The organism is Gilliamella bombicola (assembly GCF_900094945.1).
In the GTDB taxonomy this organism is placed as follows: Bacteria; Pseudomonadota; Gammaproteobacteria; order Enterobacterales; family Orbaceae; genus Gilliamella; species Gilliamella bombicola.
In genome coordinates, this window is sequence record NZ_FMAQ01000005.1 from 1 (window position 1) to 23,067 (window position 23,067).

Below are 23,067 nucleotides of genomic sequence, written 5' to 3' on the forward strand. Positions count from 1 at the left end.
GTCATCAAGTGCAAGCACTCATGTTACCGTTCGACTTGCATGTGTTAAGCCTGCCGCCAGCGTTCAATCTGAGCCATGATCAAACTCTTCAATTTAAAGTTTGATGCTCAATAACTGTCTCTGACATATTCAAATGAATCTTCAGTGTCACTTATCAAGACTTGATTTTTTTAAGTCCGTAGACTTTTAATTCTTCGTCTCGCAAGTGCCCACACAGATTGTCTGTTTCTTCTTTTTAAAGAGCTGACAGCTTCTATTTTTAATCAACTTTTCGCTGATTTAGTTTGCTGTCTCAAGGGCTGCGTATACTACGCTACACCTTTTTATTCGTCAAGATCTTTTTTTGAAATTTTTGATCTCATTCACTAACCTTACTCACCGCCTGCTTGGCGCTGACTGCGTGTCAGTGGATGCGCATTATAGGGAATTAAAAAAATCGCGCAAGTATTAATTTTAATTTTTTTTCCGTTTGTTCTTTATTTGCTCAAATCGCTTTACTTAATACATTTGATACGAACAAAATAAATTTCATTTACTATTAAAAGATAATCTATTTTTTAAATAAAAAATAATAAATTAAAATGTGAATAGTACTACTTAACGCATACCACCAATAAGATATTGCGCTTTATTTTTGAAAATCAATTTTATCATGTTAGCAATAATGATACTTAAAACTAAAGTTAATACTAAAAAAATTACAGCGCTCAATGATGCTAACCAGCCATTATTTGTTTTAATTATATTTTTTAGTGGAGATTGATACAATAGTTGTTCAAGTTCTAACACAATAATTTCATGAATAAAATAGATTGGAAAACTGATATTTGCCATATAAGAAAAGAATTTATAACATTTCCCTTCATTGCTTTTATGATTTAATTCATCTAAAAAGTAGAGAGCTAATATAAACAAAATAATTTTTTGTAATGTATCATAATAAAGTTTTTCAACACACAAATGACTTGTATAGCGATAAGCGAAAGGAATACAAAAGCATAAACCAAAAAAGAATATGACTAAAAATAAATTACTTTTCACTAATTTCATAATGGTTTGATAATTTTGTTTTATCATCATACCAGTTAAATAGACTGGACCATAATGTAATAAATTTAAAAAAGGTTGAGTAAAATCAGGTTTAGTAAACATCACAACCCAAAACATAGAAATCAAACCAGCTACAATTAAACTCTTTTTCGACCAAAAGTATAATAAAGGAGCCATCAAATAGATGATAATAATCATCGGTATAAACCATAATGGCAATAGCTGTGTTCCTGTTAACATCATTTTTGTTATTGTACTGATTATGCTAGATTCGGTTGAGGAATACCAAGGTAACTCCGATAAATATTGATAATGAAAAAATATAAAGCAGAAAATAGATACCGAAATATAAGGACATACCACAGTCTTAAACTTTGATAAATAATATGTTCTAGTGTCGAATTTGTATGTTAGATGTTGAAATAAAAATCCTGCAATTAGTACAAAAAATGTTGTGAAATTAAATGCAAATAAATTCAAAAAAGAAAATAGATAACTATTAGCAATTAAGTGAGTGTTTTTAAACACACCTAAACAGTGACTAAAAACAATCATAATAATTGCGACACCACGTAATACATGTATCGAATGAATTTTTTGTGGTTTTTCTGTTACCATTTTGGGCATTTTAAGTTAATGAAAACACATTAGCATACATTATCGCATATTCGTGTAATTAGAACTACTATTTACAAAAATAAAATTCGGACAACCTATTATAATTATATAATTAAAAATCAGTTAATTAAAAGAATACTTATCCTGATAATTTTTTAACAGCAAATGAACAGATAGGAATAATTTCACGCTTTTCTTGCTGTAATCGTTCAACTACAAGATCTAATAAGTTATTAGCAATACCTTGACCTCGATATGCTGGATCAATGTAAGTATGATCAATGGTAGCTTTAGCATTTCCAACTCTTGTAAAAGTCATTTCAGCTATTTTTCTATTATTAACATCACAAACATAAAAACGATCATCAGCTTCTAAAAAATGTAATGACATAAAATTACCTATATACAATTGCAATTAAATTATTGTGTAACACATTTATACTTCATAAATGCCAAAAACTTTTATGATAAGTTGAATCAAATATAAACTAATTTTAGGAAGGTTTACAAATAAATAAAATAGGTGACTATTTTAAGATTATATTTTCAACAGTTCACCTATAATAAAAACTTAGATCTTTATCAATACAGATTATGCATTACCAAACAATTAACATTTAGAATAATCGCTTAGCAGTATTGTATAGATCCATATCAAATGGGCGCTTCATATTATTAATAGCTTCAATAATATTATGGTGTACTAATTTTCCATTTTGTACACCAACGCTTCTACCAGCATGGCCTTGTAGCAACAATTCAACAGCATAAGCGCCCATGCGAGAACCTAAAATACGATCATAAGGAACAGGAGAGCCACCACGTTGAACATGACCTAATACCGTTGCACGCGTTTCATGATGAACCGCCGCTTCAATGTCTGCTGCAAGTTGGTTTACATCACACATATGCTCTGTAACAGTTACAATGGCATGTTTTTTACCTTTTGCAAAGCCCAGTTTAATTTCTTCGATTAGATCTTCTTTAGTATAGGAAACCTCAGGAATAATCATAAACTCACAACCACCAGCAACTGAAGCATTTAAGGTTAAATCACCACAGCCCCGCCCCATAATTTCAATAACTGAAATTCGGTTATGCGAAGAACAAGTATCACGTAATCTATCAATTGCTTCGACTGCAGTACTAAGGGCAGTAAAATAGCCAATAGTATAATCAGTACCACGAATATCATTATCGATAGTACCTGGCAAGCCGATACACGGAAAACCTTCTTCAGTTAATCGCATTGCCCCCATATATGAACCATCACCACCAATAACCACTAAAGCATCAATTTGATGTTTTTTTAAATTAGCAATGGCTTTTTGTCTTACGTTTTTATCTTTAAACTCTGGAAATCTAGCCGAACCAAGAAACGTACCACCACGAGTAATAATATCTGATACACTTGAACGCTCTAATTGAACAATACGATCTTCACAAAGCCCCATATAACCATCATAAATACCAAAGACATCCAATCCTTCCGCTAATGCAGTTCTTACAACACCACGAATAGCAGCATTCATTCCCGGAGCATCGCCACCACTGGTTAAAATACCTATTTTTTTTATCATATGAAACAACTCCAAATTATTAACTTTTCGTTATTATAGAGTCTTAACAGGTATCTAACAATAGACAATAAAAGCTATTTTTGATTAATTTTTCTACTTTTTATTTCGTTTGGCACTACGGAAATGGGATCTTGGTGAATAATTACTGTAGCTGGAGCAAACTCTTTAGAGATATGTTGTTCAATAGCATCAGCAATAGCATGTGCTGTAATTAAAGGCATATCATCATCTAGCTCAAGATGCAATTGAATAAATTTTAAAGGACCGGCTTGCCTCGTTTTTAAATCATGAAAACCTTGTACATCAGGGTATGAAGCAACAATTTCAGCAATTCGTATCTTATCGCTATCAGGCAAAGCGCGATCAAGTAGATCCTGAATAGCACCATAAGCAATGTGATAGGCGTTGTAACAAATATATAAAGCAATAAAAGATGCAAAGGCTGCATCGGCATAAGTGATGCCATACCAACTTAAACAAAGTGCTATGATAACGGCAATATTCATCCACATGTCGGAAGAATAATGTAGCATATCAGCCTGAATAGCATTACTGCTAGTCACTTTGACAACGTGTCTTTGATATAAAACAAGAAAACCTGTAATTACAGCAGAAACTATTGAAACAGCAATCCCTAATAGAGGTATTTGCAATTCACTCGGATGAATAAAAGAGCGGATACTAGAAAGTAATAAAATTATTGCAGAACCAATAATAAATGCGCTTTGTGATAATGCGGCCAACGATTCTGCTTTACCGTGTCCAAAAGTATGATCATCATCTGCAGGTTTTAGCGCATAACGAACTAAAAAGAAATTGAATCCAGAAGCAAGTAAATCGATACTTGAATCTAATAATGATGCAAATAAACTTATTGAGCCTGTTACCCAACAAGTAACCAATTTAATTAAAATTAGAAAAATTGAGATTAGAACGGCAATTAATGTCGCTCTTTTAACTAATCTTTCGTACAAATGTAAATTTGGCATTTGATCCCTATTATTGATAGGATTCTATCCCCAATGGAAGAACTAACTGCTGAGCGACCTCAGCAGCCTTTGTCCTTCCTAACAATACATCGATAATTTTTAAAGAAAAATCAATGGATGTTGCTGGACCTTGGCTGGTAATAACTTTATTTGGTTCATCAAAATAAGCTCTATCGGCTTTCCAGTTTTTAAATGCATCTTTAGTGGTTGGATAACCAGTCATACCAGCATGCGGGAATAAATTATGATGCTGCAAAACCACTGCTGGCGAAGCACAAATTGCTGCAACAATACCACCACTCTGGTGTGTTTGTTTTAATTTCTCGATCACTAATGGACAATCTCGAAAATTTTCTGCGCCTTTTACACCACCAGGTAAAATAACAACTTCAAAATCAATGTATTGAATATCTGAGAGTGTTTTTTTAGCCAAAATTGTTACCCCGCGAGAACATTCAACTTCACGAGTACTTGAGATGCTAGCAGTAGTCACTTTAATACCGGCTCGGGTTAATAAATCAATTGTCGTGACTGCTTCTGTTTCTTCACAACCATTTGATAAAAATACCAATGCTTGTTTTGTCATTGTTGTTCCTCTTTTGAATAAATAACATACTCATCATATTTAATAAAATGAGGTTTATTTTACCCTTTCAATATTCGCGCCTAATTTTCTGAGTTTTTCTTCAATATTATCATAACCACGGTCAATATGATAAATACGATCAACCGTAGTTAATCCTTCAGCAATGCAGCCAGCTAAAACTAAACTTGCTGATGCGCGCAAATCAGTTGCCATGACTTGTGTGCCACTGAGAGTCTCAACACCATAAGTAATTAAAGTATTGCCTTCTATTTCTGCTCTAGCGCCCATACGAATTAGCTCAGGTACATGCATAAATCTATTTTCAAAAATCGTTTCTTTAATAATTCCTGTACCCTCAGCTACCATATTCAATAATGAAAATTGAGCTTGCATATCAGTAGGAAAACCTGGATGTGGAGCAGTATGAATATTCACAGCTTTTGCTCGTTTTCCCTGCATATCTAAACAAACCCAATCTTCACCGACTTCAATTTTAGCACCTGCTTCCTTTAATTTAGAAAGCACCGCATCAAGCAAAGTAGGATCTGTTTTACGACAAGTGATTTTACCTTTAGATATAGCAGCTGCAACTAAAAAAGTCCCTGTTTCAATGCGATCAGAAACTATCTCATGCATGCCCCCCCCTAAACGTTCAACTCCTTCAATTTCAATACGCACTGTACCTGCACCAGTAATTTTAGCACCTAGCATATTTAAGAATTTAGCTGTATCAATAATTTCAGGCTCACAAGCCGCATTTTCAATTACGGTTTTCCCCTCAGCTAAAGTTGCAGCTGACATAATAGTAACAGTAGCGCCAACACTCACTTTATCCATTACAATATGAGAACCTTTAAGGCGCCCATCAACAGAGGCTTTAACATATCCTTCATCAAGGGTGATTGTCGCACCTAATTGTTCAAGGCCAGAGATATGGAGATCTACGGGTCTTGCACCGATAGCACAGCCACCCGGTAATGAAACTTGCCCTTGTCCAAAACGAGCAACTAATGGACCCAAAGCCCAAATTGAAGCGCGCATAGTTTTAACTAAATCATAAGGTGCACAATAGTTATTAAGATGACTTGCATCAAGATGAATAAAATCATTTCGTTCGCATTTTACACCTAGCTGACTTAACAATTCTAATGTCGTGTCAATATCTTTTAACTTAGGAACATTTCGGAGTTCTACTGGTTTTTCTGCCAAAATCGCAGCAAATAATATGGGTAATGCAGCATTTTTTGCCCCAGAAATAACCACTTCACCATTTAACATGGTTGGGCCTGTTACGTGAAATTTTTCCATTATTAACTCTTATGCTTGATAAATTAGCAAATATTATAGAATTTATTTACTAATAGATAAATGAATTTCATGAAAAATTTAAAATAAGACCTTCTTTTAAATCAACGAAAAGTAAATAAAATCAAGAGCTATCTAAATTTCATCATATTTCCTAATTTAATAATAATTACGATTAATCAATGATTGACTCAGGCTAATTGGCGTCTTATATTGGAATATATTAATTTTTGAATATAATTTGAGTTATGGTTCAAAAGACTTTAATATCTTAGTATAAGAGAATAATGTTAAGTATAAGAGAAAAGGTATGTTTGATTCACTCGCTAAAGCAGGAAAATATCTGGGCCAAGCCGCTAAATTAATGATTGGCATTCCTGATTATGATAATTATGTTCAGCATATGAAACTCACTCATCCAGAACAAACACCTATGACTTATGAAGAGTTTTTCAAAGAGCGTCAAGAGGCAAAATATAGTGGCAAAGGTGGATTTAAATGTTGCTAACGATTAAGAGAAAATAAATGACAGACCCTATTTCATCTTCATTATTACCTGTTACCTTATTAACTGGTTTTTTGGGCTCAGGTAAAACAACACTCATCAATTATCTGTTAAAGCATAATCATGATGAGAAAGTAATTATTATCGAAAATGAATTTGGTCCAATCAACATCGATAGCAGTTTATTAAACGTTAATACCGAAATTAAAATTGTTGAAATGACTAATGGCTGTATTTGTTGTACAGTGCAAGGGGAACTCACCGAAGCATTACATAAATTACACGCAAAACGTTCAGTTGGTGAATTACAATTTGATCGATTGATTATCGAAACAACGGGGCTGGCCGATCCTGCACCGATTATCCAAACTTTTTTTATTGATGATTTAATTCGTGAAACAATTCAACTTGATGCTGTTATCACTCTTGTTGATGCTCAACATATTTTAAAACAACTTAATGAACATCGTGTAGCCCTTTCACAAATTGGTTTTGCTGATCGCATTATTTTAACTAAAACCGATTGTATTAATGATGAACAAAAAGCAGAAGTCATTAACCGAATTCATAAAATCAACCATAAAGCGGCTATCTTTGAAACAGAAAAAGGACAAATACCAAAATCTCATTGGCTTGATATACATGCCTTTGAATTAAGTGATGAGCTAACAATAAATAAAGGTTTTTTTGTTATTAATCCAACTCAAATTTTTGAAGCTGGATTTAAATCATTACCACGACAAAAACAAACCACATCGTGGGATGATAATATTTGTTCTTACCTCTTTGAAGCTGGCGAACTCGATCTAAAAAAGATTGGGTCTTTTATGGAAAGCTTAGTCGAACAATATGGCAACGATATGTTACGCTACAAAGGTGTTTTAGCAATAAAAGGAAACGATCAACGATTAATTGTTCAAGGTGTGCATAAGGTCGTAGGATTTGACTATGGTTCTCCTTGGCAAAATTTATCAGAAAGAATATCAAAGTTAGTAATAATCAGTCGTAAACTACCATTTGATGAATTAAATCAAGCATTTTTAAAAACAATATCAGACCAATAACAAAGTAAATAGGTCGAGATAATAAATCCCAATCCTGTTTTTATGCTAATACCAGTAATCTATTGATTTTTTTATAATTTAACTGGTGTAGATAAACTTACATATCTAATAGCCACACTTAATATAATTTGCTAACATAAACGCCTTTTAAAAATCACAAAACAAACAACACAATTAACATGGATTACGATATCGCAATCATAGGTCTTGGACCTGCTGGCAGTACGCTAGCCCGCTTACTCAGCCCTTCTTTTAAAGTCATTGCATTAGATGCAAAACATCAAACTGGAAATGAAGGGTTCCACAAACCTTGTGGAGGATTATTAGCCAATGACGCACAAAAAGCTTTTATTAGACAAAAGCTAAATTTACCCAAAGATATTTTAACTGATCCACAAATTTTTAGTGTCAAAACCATAGACTTACAAACCAAACTTATTCGTAATTATCAACGAAGTTACGTAAGCTTTGATCGGCACAAATTTGATCTATGGCTAAAATCACTAATACCATCAAAAGTAAACGTACTTCATAATACACTTTGTAAAGAAGTTAGACGTATCATTGATGGTTATCAAATAACCTATCTTGATCAAAATAAAACAGAACACAATGTCACAGCACAATATGTAGTCGGCGCTGACGGTGCCAATTCTCTTGTCAGACGTATGCGATACCCTCAGCATAAAATAAGACAATATGTGGCGATACAACAATGGTTTACAGAACAGCATCCAAATCCATTTAATTCGTGTATATTCGATAATAAATTAACGAATTGCTATGCTTGGAGTATTTCAAAAGATGGTTACTTCCTATTTGGTGGTGCTTTCTCCAAAAAAGTAGCAACTCAACATTTTGAAAAATTAAAAGAAAAACTATCAATGCAAGGATTTATTTTTGGAGAACCACTCAAAACAGAAAAATGCTTAGTCGTTTATCCAAATAGATTACGTGATTTTTATACCGGTAATGAAAATATATTTTTGATAGGTGAAGCGGCAGGTTTTATTAGTGCAAGTTCTTTAGAAGGTATTAGCTATGCTTTGGATAGTGCTGAGATTTTAAGTAAAATTTTAAACAGCGGCCATCCAAAACCCAATAAATGCTATTACCAACGAACAATTCCACTACGTTTCAAACTTTATGGAAAAATTGTTAAGGCTAAATTATTAACAACCCCTATATGGCGTAAATTAATAATGAAAAGCAAAATTCAGCACACTGAACAACATTGAAGAACATAAAATAGTAAAAATAATAATGAAATATATAGGAAAATATTAATTATGTTTGATGTCACGGATTTAATTCGTTTTAACCACGAATGGTCAGAAAAAATAGAACAAGAAGATCCAGAGTTTTTTAAACAACTTGCGATTGAACAAAATCCCAAATTTTTGTGGATCGGCTGTTCGGATAGTCGTGTTTCAGCAGAAAAACTTATTAAGTTAAAGCCAGGCGAATTATTTGTACATCGAAATGTCGGTAATCTTGTAATACATACAGATTTAAACTGTTTATCAGTTGTTCAATATGCCGTAGATGTACTTAAAATTGAAGATATCATTGTTTGTGGTCATTTAGGCTGTGGTGGAATTCGTGATGCGGTTGAAAATCCAGATCTAGGTCTAATTAATAACTGGTTACTTCATATTCGAGATCTATGGTTTCGAAATAGTTCACTACTAGGCGAATTTCCACCTGATATTCGTTTGGATGTTTTATGTGAACTTAATGTGATAGAACAAGTATATAATTTAGGCCACTCTACAATTATTCAATCCGCATGGCAACGAGGTCAGAAAGTTAATTTACATGGTTGGGTTTATGGAATTCATAATGGTAAAATTACTGATTTACATATCACGTCTTCAAGTAGCGAGAATCTTGAAATTAACTACCGAGAAGCCATTTCTTATCTTTCAAATTTACATAAACAACAATAATTAACTCATTGTTTTATTTAAAACGATAGATGGTTTGATTACTGCTTCCTCGCCACAACAAGCGAGGATCAGCGAGTTCTTGTACAAATTTTCCATCAATTAACACATCAATATAAGGAATAACAGCTTGTTGTTCAGCGGTTAACTCATCAAATTTATACCCTGTCCAAAGCCAAATATCTTTGTTAAAACACTCAGATTTAACTCGTTGAACCAGTTTTAATATAGTTGGAACATTTTGAGGATGCAAAGGATCACCACCAGAAAGAGATAATCCCTGACGTTTTATTTCTGTATCTTGCAAATCTTTAATGATTTGATCTTCAAGTGACTGTGTAAATGGCGAGCCTGAATTTATTCCCCATGTACTTTTGTTATAACAACCAGGACATTGGTGTTCACAACCTGCAACAAAAAGTACACAGCGAGTACCCTCACCATTCACAACATCGACGGGATAATAACGATGATAATTCATAGGTATTACATCTATTATTAACCAATTTGACCATTATTCAAATGTTTGACTCGTCGTTTTACTTCTTCTTGTTTACCTGCATTAAATGGGCGAGCATCAGGGCTACCCAGATATCCACAAACACGGCGAGTAACAGACACTTTTGAAGAATCATGATTACCACAACTTGGGCAAACAAAGCCTTTACTCGTACAAGAAAATTCACCGGTATAACCACACTCATAACACTCATCAATTGGTGTATTAGTTCCATAATAAGGCACTCGAGTATAACTATAATCCCAAACATCCTCTAATGCTTTAATATTGTTAATCATATTTGGATATTCACCGTAGCAGATAAATCCACCATTTGCGATAGAAGGATAAGCTTTTTCAAATTCAATTTTTTCGTATGGGTTAACCTTTTTCTCAACATCAAGATGGAAGCTGTTCGTATAATAGCCTTTATCTGTGACACCAGAAATTACACCAAATTCAGCCATATCTAGTCGACAGAATCGATCACATAAGTTCTCACTTGGCGTACTATATAAACTAAAACCATAACCAGTTTCATCCTTCCATTGATCTACCGCTTTACGTAAACGCTCAACAATTTCTACCCCTTTTTCACGTAATTTATCACTGTCAAATGGATGTGTTTGATTTCCGTAAAGTGCATTTAATGTTTCATGAAGACCAATATAACCTAAAGAGATCGAAGCCCGACCATTTTTAAAAATTTCAGAAACACTATCATCTTCATTAAGTCTAACACCACAAGCACCTTCCATATATAAAATAGGTGCAACACGCGCTTTTACACCATCTAGTCGAGCAATACGTGTCATTAAAGCCTTTTTACATAGCGCTAAACGTTTATCTAAAATATCCCAAAAACGAGCTTCATCGCCTTTAGCCTCAATAGCGATACGAGGCAAATTTAGACTGATAACGCCTAAATTATTACGCCCATCATGAATTAATTGACCATCTTCTTCATAAACACCTAAAAAGCTTCGACAGCCCATTGGCGTTTTGAATGATCCAGTAACGTCTACAACTTTATCGTAGTTTAGAATATCTGGATACATACGCTTACTTGCGCATTCCAACGCAAGTTGTTTAATATCATAATTTGCATCGCCTTGCTTATGATTAATCCCATCTTTAATTGCAAAAACCAATTTCGGGAAAACAGCCGTTTTATGATTTTTACCAAGTCCTTTGATACGAACGTTTAAAATAGACTCTTGAATTAAGCGTGATTCCCAACTTGTTCCTAAACCAAAACCAAAAGTAACAAACGGCGTTTGACCATTAGCAGTATGTAAAGTGTTGACCTCATATTCAAGAGATTGAAACGCATCATAACACTCTTTTTGAGTTCGACTTTTAGCATAATCCTCTGGATTTGGGATATTCCACTCTTCTGCCACTTGTTTATGTTTGTTATAACTGATAGTAACAAATTTTGCTAAAACTTCATCAATACGATTAATGGTCGTCCCACCATAAATATGGCTAGCGACTTGTGCAATAATTTGCGCAGTTACTGCTGTCGCTGTCGCGATTGATTTTGGGGGCTCAATTTCAGCATTACCCATTTTAAAACCGTTAGTTAACATACCATCTAGATCAATTAACATACAGTTAAACATCGGGAAAAATGGTGCATAATCTAAATCATGATAATGAATTTCACCGCAATCATGAGCGCGTGAAATGTCTTTTGGCAATAAATATTGTTTAGCATAATGCCTTGCCACAATACCGGCGAGTAAATCACGCTGAGTTGGGATCACCTTGCTATCTTTATTAGCATTTTCATTTAAAATAGCGACATTACTTTGCTCAATTAGCCCGCGAATATCTTGATTTAACCGGCTACGTTCTTCACGAGCGCGATCACGATCATGGCGATACTCAATATAAGTTCTTGCTAATTTTTTATAGGGACCTGACATCAACTGATTTTCAACAGCATTTTGAATTTCATTGATATCAACACTTTCACGTTCGCTCATTTGATTAGTCACAACACGAGCAACCGCTACGCAATAATCTGGGTCATGTACATTGGCCGCTACTGCAGCTTTGATGATGGCATCTTTGATTCTAGTTTCATTAAATGCAGTCTGACAACCATCTCGTTTAATTACTACAGGCATATATACTCCTCAATATTCATTAGCACTTATCGCAGGTTTTATATCAATATTCGTTGTAATTATTCATTCCTCATTAAATCATTAGTTTTTATGATATAAACCCAAATACCAAATCGCCCAATACTATATATAGTAAATAATATATAATTATACACCATATATAGTGCTTTTCTAGTTTTTTTAATAAACAAAATCACTTGACAAGTTTCAAGCCAATAACGACAAGGATTTAAATAATGAAGAGAGAGAAGGAAAATAAATTTACTAACAAAAAATAATAAAAGTGCAAACCTAACTTGCACTTTTATTTACTAAAATAAGATTATAAACTGAAAATACTATGATTCAATATTTAGCCAGTTTGTATGGAACACTCCTTCTTTATCAATACGTTGATAAGTATGAGCACCAAAATAATCTCGTTGTGCTTGGATCAAATTAGCGGGTAATACCGCCGAACGATAGCTATCATAATAAGCAATAGCCGCCGAAAGTGTAGGAACAGCAATACCTTGTTGTACAGCCAAAGACACCACATCACGTAATGATTGTTGGTAAGCTTCTGTTGTTTTATTGAAATAAGGGGCTAACAACAAATTATCAATCTCGTTATTTTCAGCATAAGCGTCCGTAATTTTTTGTAAAAATTGCGCACGAATAATACAGCCTGCCCTAAAAATCTTAGCTATTTCACCATAATTCAAATTCCATTGATATTTATGAGATGCGGCTTTCAACTGAGCAAAACCTTGTGCATAAGAGATAATTTTACCCATATATAGGGCTTTACGAATTTTCTCTATCAGTTCCTTCTTATCGCCACTATAAGGCTGCTTTTGAGGACCTTTTAACACTTTTGCTGCAGCAACTCGCTGATCTTTAATTGCAGATAGATAACGCGCAAATACTGACTCAGTAATTAATGACAAAGGCTCACCCAAATCTAAAGCACTCTGACTAGTCCATTTACCTGTACCTTTATTGCCTGCAGCATCTAAAATCACATCAACTAAATAATGACCTTCTTCGTCTTTATATTTGAAAATATCGGCTGTGATCTCGATCAAATAACTATCTAATTCACCTTTATTCCAATCAGCAAAAACATCCGCAAGTTCATCATTAGTTAAACCAACGGCATGTTTTAACACCGAATAGCTTTCCGCTATCAATTGCATATCGCCATACTCAATACCATTGTGAGCCATCTTTACATAATGGCCAGCTCCATTTGGACCGATATAAGTAACACAAGGTTCATTGTTAGCCTTGGCAGCTATTTTTTCTAATATAGGTGCAACTAACTCATAAGCTTCTTTTTGACCACCAGGCATAATTGAAGGACCTTTAAGCGCCCCTTCTTCACCACCAGAAACACCTGTACCAATAAAATTAAAGCCTTCATCTGAAAGCATTTTATTGCGACGAATGGTATCTTCAAAATAAGCATTACCACCATCAATAATAATATCGCCTTTATCTAAAAGTGGACGCAGTTCATCTATTACAGCATCAGTGCCTTTACCTGCTTGCACCATGATCAGAATACGACGAGGCTTTTCTAAAGAATTGACAAAATCTTCAATTGTAAAATAAGGAACCAATTGTTTATCAGAATGTTCAGCCATGACTTGTTCTGTTTTATCTTTAGATCGATTATAAATAGCAACAGAAAATCCACGACTTTCAATATTAAGCGCAAGATTCCGCCCCATAACTGCCATTCCAATAACACCGATTTGTTGTTTTGACATAATTTGGCTCCTTTATTAAACCTTTATAACTTTAAACCATAAGGTTTTTGACAACATCTAAAACTTAATTAAGTTTTTATAAACTAAGTTATATTTTGCCATAAAAAAAGCCGTACCAGAATATAATACGGCTCATTTTGATTACTTTAATGATATTTACTATCAACTGCGCAAATCATGACCGTTTCATCATTTCAAAAAACTCATCATTAGTTTTAGTCATGGACAGTTTATCAATCAAGAACTCCATCGCATCAGTCTCACCCATTGGGTTAAGAATCTTACGTAAAATCCACATTTTTTGCAGTTCATCTGGCGAAGTCATTAAATCTTCTTTACGTGTACCAGAACGATTAAAGTCAATAGCAGGGAAGACTCGGCGTTCAGCAATTTTACGTGATAAATGGACTTCCATATTCCCCGTACCTTTGAACTCTTCGTAGATAACTTCATCCATTTTTGAACCAGTATCAATTAATGCTGTTGCAATAATGGTTAAGCTCCCACCATCTTCTACATTACGGGCAGCACCAAAAAAGCGTTTTGGACGATGCAACGCATTCGCATCTACACCACCAGTTAAAACTTTACCTGATGAAGGAACAACCGTATTGTAAGCTCGTGCTAAACGTGTGATTGAGTCTAATAAAATAATCACATCTTTTTTATGTTCGACTAAACGTTTTGCTCGTTCAATAACCATTTCAGCGACCTGAACATGCCTTGCAGCTGGTTCATCAAATGTCGAAGCAACGACTTCGCCTTTAACTAAACGTTGCATTTCGGTCACTTCTTCTGGGCGCTCATCAATCATCAATACAACTAACTCACATTCAGGATGATTAACAGCTAAACTTTGTGCAATATTTTGCAGAAGCATTGTTTTACCCGCTTTAGGTGGTGCAACAATCAAACCACGTTGACCTTTACCAATTGGCGAAGCCAAATCAAGCACTCTTGCTGTGATATCTTCGGTTGAACCATTGCCTCGTTCCATTCTTAAACGAGAATTGGGATGAAGTGGAGTTAAGTTTTCGAAAAGAATTTTGTTGCGGGCGTCTTCTGGCTTATCGTGATTGACTTCATTTACTTTTAACAAAGCAAAATATCGCTCACCTTCTTTTGGCGGACGGATTTTACCCGCAATAGTATCACCAGTCCTTAAATTAAATCGTCGAATCTGACTTGGCGACACATAAATATCATCTGGTCCAGCTAAATAAGAACTATCAGCTGAACGCAAAAAGCCAAATCCATCTTGCAAAATTTCTAGTACACCATCACCAAAAATATCTTCACCACTTTTGGCATGCTGCTTTAAGATTGCAAAAATAATGTCTTGTTTTCTAAGGCGGGCAAGATTTTCAAGCCCCATTTTTTTTTCACCAAGCGCGACAAGCTCAGAGACAGAAGTGTTTTTTAATTCAGTTAAATTCATAATTTTAAAAATTCTTGAGGATAAAATTGATATGTTTGCAATTAATATTGTTTTTGTATATTAGTTTCATTCACTTATAAAAAATTTCTTTCCCTTACAACACATAAATTCAATCGATTACTAAGCTTTTGATGATAATTGAAGATCTGAATATTGAATTTCACCACTTTACCAATAAAAACAATGAATTTTAGAAAGGAATATTTGTAAGAGGTTTGCAATGTACACTAAAAATACTAATCTGTCTATATTTAATTGAATCAATTAATCTATATTACGGCATCTGGTAAAAAATAAAAGAGTAATGAATAGGTCATTACTCCCTTAACTTCTTTGATTTCTAGTGTCAAATACAAGGTATTTGTTATAATTGAGGGTCAATAAAGTTTTTGAGTTGAGCCTTAGATAAAGCCCCTACTTGAGTCGCAACAACTTGCCCATTTTTAAAAATCAATAAGGTAGGAATGCCTCGAATACCAAACTTAGGTGCCACATTAGGGTTTTCTTCAACATTCAATTTAGCAACAACAATTTTATCACCATATTCTTGCGCTATTTCTTCCAAGATCGGAGCAATCATTTTACAAGGTCCACACCATGGGGCCCAAAAATCAACGAGTACGGGCTTTGCTGATTCATTAATTGTTTTATCAAATGTAGCTTCCGATAACAGAACGATATTATTACTCATTTTTATCTCCAACATACTTTCACTGGTATGCAATAATAGATTACTTTGTATTTCCCTACTAGTAATTAGTATAATAGGATATAATTATTAGTGATGCCACCGTATTGAATATGTTATAATACAAAAATTCTGTAATTATATTCACAATCACAATGATTCAAGCATATCTTACCAAAACAACTTTTAGCCAATTTCCTCTTCATCCTTTAGTGTTAAAAGCACTTGAGAAAAAAGAGTTTATTTATTGCACTCCTATTCAAGAAAAAACATTGCCATTAACTACCAAAGGAATTGATATCGCCGGACAAGGGCAAACAGGAACAGGCAAAACCATGGCGTTTTTGGCGTCAACATTTAATCACTTGTTGAATCATGAACCTTTACCCGATCACAAAATCAATCAGCCAAGAGCTATCATTATTGCACCAACACGCGAATTAGTTGTGCAAATATACCATGACGCAGAACGCTTATCGGAAGAAACAGGACTTAAATTAGGACTTGCTTTTGGTGGTGATGGCTATGATAAACAATTAAAAATGCTCTCGACTGGCATTGATATTTTAATTGCTACGACAGGGCGATTAATTGACTATGCAAAGCAAAATTACATTAATTTAGAAGCAATCCAAGTTGTTGTATTAGACGAAGCCGATCGCATGTTTGATTTAGGGTTTATTCGCGATATCCGTTGGATCTTCAAGCATATGACTCCACCGAACAAAAGGTTAACTATGTTGTTTTCTGCGACATTAACACACAATGTGCGTGAATTAGCTTTTGAGCACATGAATAATCCACAATATGTCGAAGTTGAGCCAGAACAAAAAATTGGTCATCGCATCAAAGAAGAGCTATTTTTCCCCTCGAATGAAGATAAATTGGCACTATTACAAACGCTTATCGAAGAAGAATGGCCAGATCGCTGCATTGTATTTGCTAACACCAAAGTAGCTTGTGAAAAAATTTGGCGACACCTTATTGCTGACGGCCATCGAGTTGGACTATTAACAGGCGATATCGCTCAGAAAAAGCGTTTATCAATTTTAGAGCAATTCACACAAGGACAACTTGATATTTTAGTTGCCACCGATGTCGCGGCTCGAGGATTACATATCCCAAATGTTACTCACGTTTTCAATTATGATCTACCCGATGATTGCGATGATTATCGACATCGAATCGGACGAACAGGACGTGCTGGCGCTGAAGGTTACTCAATTTCACTAGCTTGTGAACGCTATTCGCAAAACCTACCTGCTATTGAAAAAGCAATTGCTCATGCAATTCCCGTTAGCCAATATGATCCTTCTGCATTATTGGTCGATTTACCAACTCCAAAACCTTTTAGGCGTCCACCAAGAAGAAAACCTACTAACTAACAAAACAGTTGGTAGTAAAAAAGCGAGATAATATCAACTATAAAAAGCTATCTAAAAATACGATAATACTTTAACTACATCATTTTTAAATAGCTTTATTTTAGGATAACTTTTGATGATGATATTATTCGCAATAATTAATACCAATACCAAAATTATTTTTCATTTAAATTGCTATCTATCTGATTTAAAAAACATTGATATTCAAGCTCAATTGCTTTTTTAGTTTCCTTAGATAAGGTAGCAACATGAAACCGCTTCAATGAACTATATAAAACAAACAGAATATTAATTGAAATTGCCGCCTTCTTTTGTTTTATTTTATAATATGCGCTTAAATACCCCTCTTCTTGAAAGGATTCAACATCTTTAATTCCGACACTGCATAATAATCTTTCTAATGACAAAGTCATATTTGGCATCTCTTTTATCCGTTTTTCTTTGAGTTTACCTTTTTCATATTGTTCTTTTTTAGTATATTCAATCACCATTGTTACCATAGCAAGTAACTTTTTATGGTCATTAAAAAGTACATCACCAACCTTATAGTAATCAAGTAATTTAGTTGACATACCCATTGTTATGCTTAATGGTTGCATGCCTAAATCAATAAAAATTGATCGATAATCAGGATGTCCTCTTAAATAAAAGTCTTTTTGAGTAATCCAGCCAAACATGATATCTTTACTGTTAACGCTAAATCCGCCGAAAAATGTTTTAATTGAAATATCTTTAACATCAGAAAGCTCTGTTAAAATTCGATTTGCAAATGTTGAACACATAATCAATTTCCATTTAAACTTTATTAAGCAACCAAAATAACTTATCAATTAATCTAAATTATAGTTATTTCATATTCAAACAATTTCTAAATAAATTCATAATTATGCGATCTGTCTTCCATATATAAACATTAAATACATTATTACTTGATAAAGTATGTTTTTGTGAAATAAAATCAATCTTTTGTAAAAAAAATCATCATAAAATAAACAAATCTTAACAATTCTTAAAAAGAAAAACCGCTTTAACATTGTTATTCTGTCATAATAATTATACAATCGAAACTAATTAACTAACTTAATGGTACCTAATTTTTGTCAAGTCAAATCAATATGGTAAAAAAATTTATTGCTCTATTTTTTATGTTTTACTCTTTTATCGCATCCGCCGAGAAATTACCATTAATTGACTCATTAACATTGTGCACACCATCTTTTTTTAAAGATGTTTACGCCAATAAAGAAGAATTAGAAAAATATACTGACATCAAGGTTTTCAATCAAAATCAGGCCTATATTCCTGTAGAAAATCGTACTAATTTAGATAGAAACTATGTTTATTTTAAAACACCAATGTCTTATAAAAACCTAACAATCACAGGCTATTATGACAGTGCAATGGATCTTGGAAAGATAGGAAAATATTATTTCTGGGGATTTATCATAGACAATGATATTAATCAAATAAAAGAGACACTGAAAGAAATAAATTGGAAAAATATGGAAGAAAACCTTCTTTATATTGGAAATCCAATGATTCGAAGTATTAATGACGACACCCAAGTCTGGCATAAAAATACCGGCACTGTTGTTGGCGTCAAAACGATCCCAGCACCGGATACTACCGAAAAGCTATTATTACTTGAAAAAGGACCAAATATGACCCTTCTTATTTGCTCCATTCAAGGTGTTGTAACACCTCAATTACTAAAACAAGAGCGGCCAGACATTCAATAATTTAAATTAAATCGCTGATTCATCCATTTCACCAGTTCGAATCCGAATTACTTGTTCAACATTATAAACAAAAATTTTTCCATCACCGATTTTACCTGTTTGCGCTGTTTTCATAATCGTCTCTATACACATTTCTAAAATATCGTCAGGGACAATCAGTTCAATTTTTACTTTCGGCAAAAAATCAACCATATATTCCGCACCACGGTAAAGTTCGGTATGCCCCTTTTGGCGCCCAAAACCTTTAACCTCAGTCACTGTCATGCCGGTAATACCTTGATCAGCTAGCGCCTCTCGAATATCGTCTAATTTAAATGGTTTAATAATAGCTTCAATTTTTTTCATATCTATTTTCCCTTAATCCGAGATTACCAATTTTTAAACCCAAAGGCAGAAGTGATGGGATAACGTCGACCTTTACCAAAATTACGAGCAGTGATTTTAGGACCAACTGCTGATTGGCGGCGTTTATACTCATTGATATCAACCAATTTAATAACTCGCCTTATTGTCGCTTCATCATAGCCTTGTGCAATAAGTTGTTCAATGGAAAGATCAAGTTGAACATAACCTTTTAATATACCATCTAAAATATCATAAGGAGGCAAACTATCTTCATCTTTTTGATCTGGAGCAAGTTCTGCTGAAGGGGGACGAGTTATCACTCGCTCAGGAATCACATAAGAACGAGTATTTCGATATTTAGACAATGCAAAAACCATCGTTTTAGGAACATCTTTAAGCACATCAAACCCACCGGCCATATCGCCATAAAGCGTTGCATAACCAACCGACATTTCGCTTTTATTACCCGTTGTCAGCACCAATCTGCGTCGTTTATTTGATAGAGCCATTAAAATAACACCACGACAGCGCGCTTGCAGATTTTCCTCTGTGGTATCTTTTGCTGTGCCTAAAAACAGTGGGGTTAGCGATGACATAAACGCATCAAACATTGGCTCAATGGAAACAATATCAAATTCAACCCCTAATATCTCAGCTTCTTCCTTAGCATCAGCAATACTGATATCGGCTGTATAACGAAATGGCATCATCACAGCTTGTACTTTATCTTTACCTAATGCATCGACAGCAATTGCCAACGTCAGCGCAGAATCAATCCCACCAGAAAGCCCTAAAACAGCACCTTCAAAACCATTTTTAATAATATAGTCTCTTGTTGCTAAAACTAAAGCATCATAGACGGAAGCTAAAACAGCCGCTTCTGATTGTGGCTGTGAACACTCAATACTAAAAGAATTGGTCAAATCCAAAACGGTCATATCTTCTTTAAAAGCTTGAAGTTGGCAAATCACCTCGCCTTGCCCATTACAGGCAAAAGAACAACCATCAAAAACCAACTCATCTTGCCCCCCAACTTGGTTGACATAAACAATCGGTAAACCGATGCGTTTTGCATGCTGTTTAACTAAATCATATCGTTGTTGCTGTTTTTCATAATCATATGGTGAAGCATTAATTGCCACCACAAAATCAGCTTGAGCTTGTTTAATATTATCGATTGGCTGATTTTGCCAAAGATCTTCACAAATTAACAAACCAATCTTTTGTCCTTTAAAGTTCACAACACAAGTTTGATCGCCGGCAGTAAAGTAACGCTTCTCATCAAATACATCATAATTAGGCAGTAACTGTTTATGGTAACAAGCCAACAATTTCCCATCACAAAAAAATGAAAGGGCATTATAAATATGCTCATCTTGCCAATGTGGATGCCCAACAATAATCGCACAGTGTTTACTTGCTTGTTGAATTAAAGCAAGCGCCCTTTGACAGCGATCTTTAAAATCGGATCGATATACTAAATCCTCGGGAGGATAACCGCATAAAGCAAGTTCAGAAAAAACAATGAGGTCATCGGACGAATGGCGACTAATTAGCTCAATAATCTGTTGAGCATTACCTTCAATATCGCCAACACGCCAATTTTTTTGTGCTAAAACAATAGAGATAGACATATAAAATTTAACATCACAAATCAAAATTGTTGATAAGTTTAAATGATTCTAAGTTGCACTGCCACTCTTTTATCGATAACATTGCAACAATAAATCCGTTTTGACTTGTCTGGAAATTAATATGCAAAAAATGTTAAATGTGGCGTTAGCCAACCGCAGTTATCCCATCACAATTGGTGAAAATCTACTGAGCGAATTTCAACATTTTAAACTCAAGGTAGGTCAACGCGTACTAATTGCAACCAACGAAACTATCGCTCCACTTTATTTACAAACACTCACTGATATGCTTGAAAAGCAGGGTGTAAAAACTGACTCTATTGTTGTACCTGATGGCGAACAATACAAAACCATAGAAACATGGAACACGATCCTAACCGCCTTACTTGCCAATAACCATACACGTAATTCAATCCTTATTGCACTTGGTGGGGGTGTCATCGGGGATGTTGTTGGATTTGCTGCATCGGCTTACCAACGTGGTATTAAATTTATTCAAGTACCAACTACACTACTTTCCCAAGTTGATTCATCGGTTGGCGGAAAAACAGCCATTAACCATCCGCTTGGCAAAAACATGATTGGTGCTTTTTACCAACCACAAGCAGTAGTTATTGATCTAAACTGCTTAAAAACCTTACCACAAAGAGAGCTGTCAGCAGGACTTGCTGAAGTCATAAAATACGGCATTATTTTAGACCCCGAATTTTTTAATTGGTTAGAACAACATATAGAAGATTTATTAAATTTAGATGTTAACGCATTAAGTTACTGTATTTACCATTGCTGTGAACTAAAAGCAAAAGTGGTTGCTGCTGATGAAACAGAACAAGACATGCGCGCCATTTTAAATCTTGGTCATACTTATGGTCATGCTATAGAAGCAGAACTAGGCTATGGAAACTGGCTACATGGCGAAGCCGTCAGCGTGGGAATGTTAATGGCCGCACACACCGCCAAATTACTCGGACAATTAACGCAAGCAGATATTGATAGAATAAAAAACTTATTAATACGTGCTAAGCTACCGGTTAACAGACCGGCACAAATGCCGATTGAATCTTACCTTCCACACATGTTACGAGATAAAAAAGTACTATCTGGGCAGTTAAGACTTGTTGTGCCAACTAAAATTGGGCATGTTGATGTGATGGATGGTATTGATAAAAATATCGTATTAGAATCTATTGCTAACGTCTAATATTAGCCATATTTTTTAACTCTACACCAAATATCGTTAAACTACTAAAACATTTTTACAAAAATAATAAACCGCTTTAAAAATTAGGAAGGAATAAAAAAGTAAAGGATCATCTGCATGAAAAAAAACCTCATTCAAATACTAATAATGATTTTAATATTATCAACAACAACAGGATGCTGTCTACTATTTCGCCAACCAGTACGAGAACGACCTGATGTAGAATTAAATAACAATCAGCTATGTATCAGCATCCCCAAGGGAAAATACTCCCAAAATAGGTTATTTAATATTAGGTTTATAAGTATCAGTGAGAAAATAAAAGATGGCCCTACGTATGATCGCACAAGATATTATAGTGGAATGACTGATACAGGCGTAAAAATGCAATACCAAGTTCACCCTGGTGAATGCTTAAATCTTGATTATCAATTTAAAACCGATATACGTTACTATGTATTTATTAAAGCAATACAACAAAACAGCGAAGGTTGGAATGTAGTTAAAAGATTAGATAAAAGATTGATACTAAAAAAACAAAACGATGGCTCATTACAATTGTTAGAGTATTAAACCAATTTAAATAACAAACATAACTTTATCACA

The 23,067-nt window shown here is 34.2% G+C and carries 22 protein-coding genes and 1 rRNA gene; 8 read left to right on the forward strand and 15 right to left on the reverse strand.

Going from position 1 to position 23,067, the window contains the following annotated elements; all coding sequences use genetic code 11:
* The 7 genes from GA0061081_RS05945 to murA form a co-directional block, all read right to left on the reverse strand.
* A 16S ribosomal RNA gene (locus GA0061081_RS05945) occupies window positions 1–95 on the reverse strand; the annotation flags it as partial.
* Between the two features lie 502 nt (window positions 96–597).
* A complete protein-coding gene (locus tag GA0061081_RS05950) occupies window positions 598–1,668 on the reverse strand; it encodes an acyltransferase family protein (protein WP_167349316.1) in 1,071 nt (356 codons plus the stop codon).
* A gap of 139 nt (window positions 1,669–1,807) precedes the next feature.
* The gene (locus GA0061081_RS05955) at window positions 1,808–2,059 is read right to left on the reverse strand and encodes a GNAT family N-acetyltransferase (protein ID WP_091348204.1); all 252 of its coding nucleotides are present in this window, start codon (window positions 2,057–2,059) and stop codon (window positions 1,808–1,810) included.
* 226 nt (window positions 2,060–2,285) lie between these two features.
* Entirely contained in the window at window positions 2,286–3,248 is a 963-nt protein-coding gene (gene pfkA / locus GA0061081_RS05960) for a 6-phosphofructokinase (RefSeq protein ID WP_091348207.1), read from the reverse strand.
* 74 nt (window positions 3,249–3,322) lie between these two features.
* On the reverse strand, window positions 3,323–4,237 hold the full coding sequence (locus GA0061081_RS05965) for a cation diffusion facilitator family transporter (RefSeq protein WP_091348210.1): 915 nt from the start codon (window positions 4,235–4,237) through the stop codon (window positions 3,323–3,325).
* 10 nt (window positions 4,238–4,247) lie between these two features.
* A complete protein-coding gene (locus tag GA0061081_RS05970) occupies window positions 4,248–4,823 on the reverse strand; it encodes a DJ-1 family glyoxalase III (protein WP_091348213.1) in 576 nt (191 codons plus the stop codon).
* Window positions 4,824–4,877: 54 nt separating this feature from the next.
* On the reverse strand, window positions 4,878–6,131 hold the full coding sequence (gene murA / locus GA0061081_RS05975; RefSeq protein WP_091348217.1) for a UDP-N-acetylglucosamine 1-carboxyvinyltransferase: 1,254 nt from the start codon (window positions 6,129–6,131) through the stop codon (window positions 4,878–4,880).
* Between the two features lie 307 nt (window positions 6,132–6,438).
* Here murA and GA0061081_RS05980 point away from each other — a divergent pair, with 307 nt between their 5' ends.
* The 4 genes from GA0061081_RS05980 to can all read left to right on the forward strand — a co-directional run bounded on the left by GA0061081_RS05980 (window position 6,439) and on the right by can (window position 9,646).
* Window positions 6,439–6,636 carry a YbdD/YjiX family protein gene (locus GA0061081_RS05980; RefSeq protein ID WP_091348221.1) on the forward strand — a complete coding sequence of 66 codons (198 nt, stop codon included), beginning with the start codon at window positions 6,439–6,441 and terminating at the stop codon, window positions 6,634–6,636.
* 17 nt (window positions 6,637–6,653) lie between these two features.
* Complete coding sequence (locus tag GA0061081_RS05985; protein ID WP_091348224.1) at window positions 6,654–7,697, forward strand: CobW family GTP-binding protein; 1,044 nt, start codon at window positions 6,654–6,656, stop codon at window positions 7,695–7,697.
* Between the two features lie 179 nt (window positions 7,698–7,876).
* Window positions 7,877–8,935, forward strand: coding sequence for an FAD-binding protein (locus tag GA0061081_RS05990; RefSeq protein ID WP_091348227.1), 1,059 nt, complete (start codon window positions 7,877–7,879; stop codon window positions 8,933–8,935).
* A gap of 51 nt (window positions 8,936–8,986) precedes the next feature.
* Window positions 8,987–9,646, forward strand: coding sequence for a carbonate dehydratase (gene can / locus GA0061081_RS05995; protein WP_091348231.1), 660 nt, complete (start codon window positions 8,987–8,989; stop codon window positions 9,644–9,646).
* 13 nt (window positions 9,647–9,659) lie between these two features.
* Here can and nrdG read toward each other — a convergent pair whose 3' ends face one another.
* The 5 genes from nrdG to trxA form a co-directional block, all read right to left on the reverse strand.
* Window positions 9,660–10,124 (reverse strand): anaerobic ribonucleoside-triphosphate reductase-activating protein, encoded by a 465-nt coding sequence (gene nrdG, locus GA0061081_RS06000; protein WP_091348234.1) that lies wholly within the window; start codon window positions 10,122–10,124, stop codon window positions 9,660–9,662.
* Window positions 10,125–10,141: 17 nt separating this feature from the next.
* Window positions 10,142–12,277, reverse strand: a complete 2,136-nt coding sequence (gene nrdD / locus GA0061081_RS06005; protein WP_091348239.1) for an anaerobic ribonucleoside-triphosphate reductase — start codon at window positions 12,275–12,277, stop codon at window positions 10,142–10,144.
* A 338-nt stretch (window positions 12,278–12,615) separates the two neighbouring features.
* Window positions 12,616–14,031, reverse strand: a complete 1,416-nt coding sequence (gene gndA / locus GA0061081_RS06010) for an NADP-dependent phosphogluconate dehydrogenase (RefSeq protein WP_091348243.1) — start codon at window positions 14,029–14,031, stop codon at window positions 12,616–12,618.
* A gap of 175 nt (window positions 14,032–14,206) precedes the next feature.
* The gene (gene rho / locus GA0061081_RS06015; protein WP_091348247.1) at window positions 14,207–15,469 is read right to left on the reverse strand and encodes a transcription termination factor Rho; all 1,263 of its coding nucleotides are present in this window, start codon (window positions 15,467–15,469) and stop codon (window positions 14,207–14,209) included.
* A 364-nt stretch (window positions 15,470–15,833) separates the two neighbouring features.
* Entirely contained in the window at window positions 15,834–16,160 is a 327-nt protein-coding gene (gene trxA, locus GA0061081_RS06020; RefSeq protein ID WP_091348250.1) for a thioredoxin TrxA, read from the reverse strand.
* A gap of 152 nt (window positions 16,161–16,312) precedes the next feature.
* On the opposite strand from trxA, the gene rhlB reads away from it, so the two are divergent.
* On the forward strand, window positions 16,313–17,542 hold the full coding sequence (gene rhlB, locus GA0061081_RS06025; RefSeq protein ID WP_091348253.1) for an ATP-dependent RNA helicase RhlB: 1,230 nt from the start codon (window positions 16,313–16,315) through the stop codon (window positions 17,540–17,542).
* A 155-nt stretch (window positions 17,543–17,697) separates the two neighbouring features.
* Here the strand turns inward: rhlB and GA0061081_RS06030 are convergent, their stop codons facing one another.
* On the reverse strand, window positions 17,698–18,324 hold the full coding sequence (locus tag GA0061081_RS06030; RefSeq protein WP_091348257.1) for a TfoX/Sxy family protein: 627 nt from the start codon (window positions 18,322–18,324) through the stop codon (window positions 17,698–17,700).
* 315 nt (window positions 18,325–18,639) lie between these two features.
* Between GA0061081_RS06030 and GA0061081_RS06035 the strand changes: the two genes are divergently transcribed.
* Entirely contained in the window at window positions 18,640–19,281 is a 642-nt protein-coding gene (locus GA0061081_RS06035; RefSeq protein ID WP_141683346.1) for a hypothetical protein, read from the forward strand.
* A gap of 6 nt (window positions 19,282–19,287) precedes the next feature.
* On the opposite strand, the gene glnB is transcribed toward GA0061081_RS06035, so the two are convergent.
* Both glnB and GA0061081_RS06045 read right to left on the reverse strand, forming a co-directional pair.
* Window positions 19,288–19,626, reverse strand: a complete 339-nt coding sequence (gene glnB / locus GA0061081_RS06040) for a nitrogen regulatory protein P-II (RefSeq protein WP_065586186.1) — start codon at window positions 19,624–19,626, stop codon at window positions 19,288–19,290.
* Window positions 19,627–19,649: 23 nt separating this feature from the next.
* Window positions 19,650–21,260, reverse strand: coding sequence for an NAD+ synthase (locus GA0061081_RS06045; RefSeq protein ID WP_091348264.1), 1,611 nt, complete (start codon window positions 21,258–21,260; stop codon window positions 19,650–19,652).
* 130 nt (window positions 21,261–21,390) lie between these two features.
* On the opposite strand from GA0061081_RS06045, the gene aroB reads away from it, so the two are divergent.
* Together aroB and GA0061081_RS06055 are read left to right on the forward strand one after the other, a co-directional pair.
* Entirely contained in the window at window positions 21,391–22,461 is a 1,071-nt protein-coding gene (gene aroB / locus GA0061081_RS06050; RefSeq protein WP_425337788.1) for a 3-dehydroquinate synthase, read from the forward strand.
* 117 nt (window positions 22,462–22,578) lie between these two features.
* Window positions 22,579–23,034, forward strand: a complete 456-nt coding sequence (locus GA0061081_RS06055; RefSeq protein ID WP_091348269.1) for a putative T6SS immunity periplasmic lipoprotein — start codon at window positions 22,579–22,581, stop codon at window positions 23,032–23,034.
* Window positions 23,035–23,067: the final 33 nt, after the last annotated feature.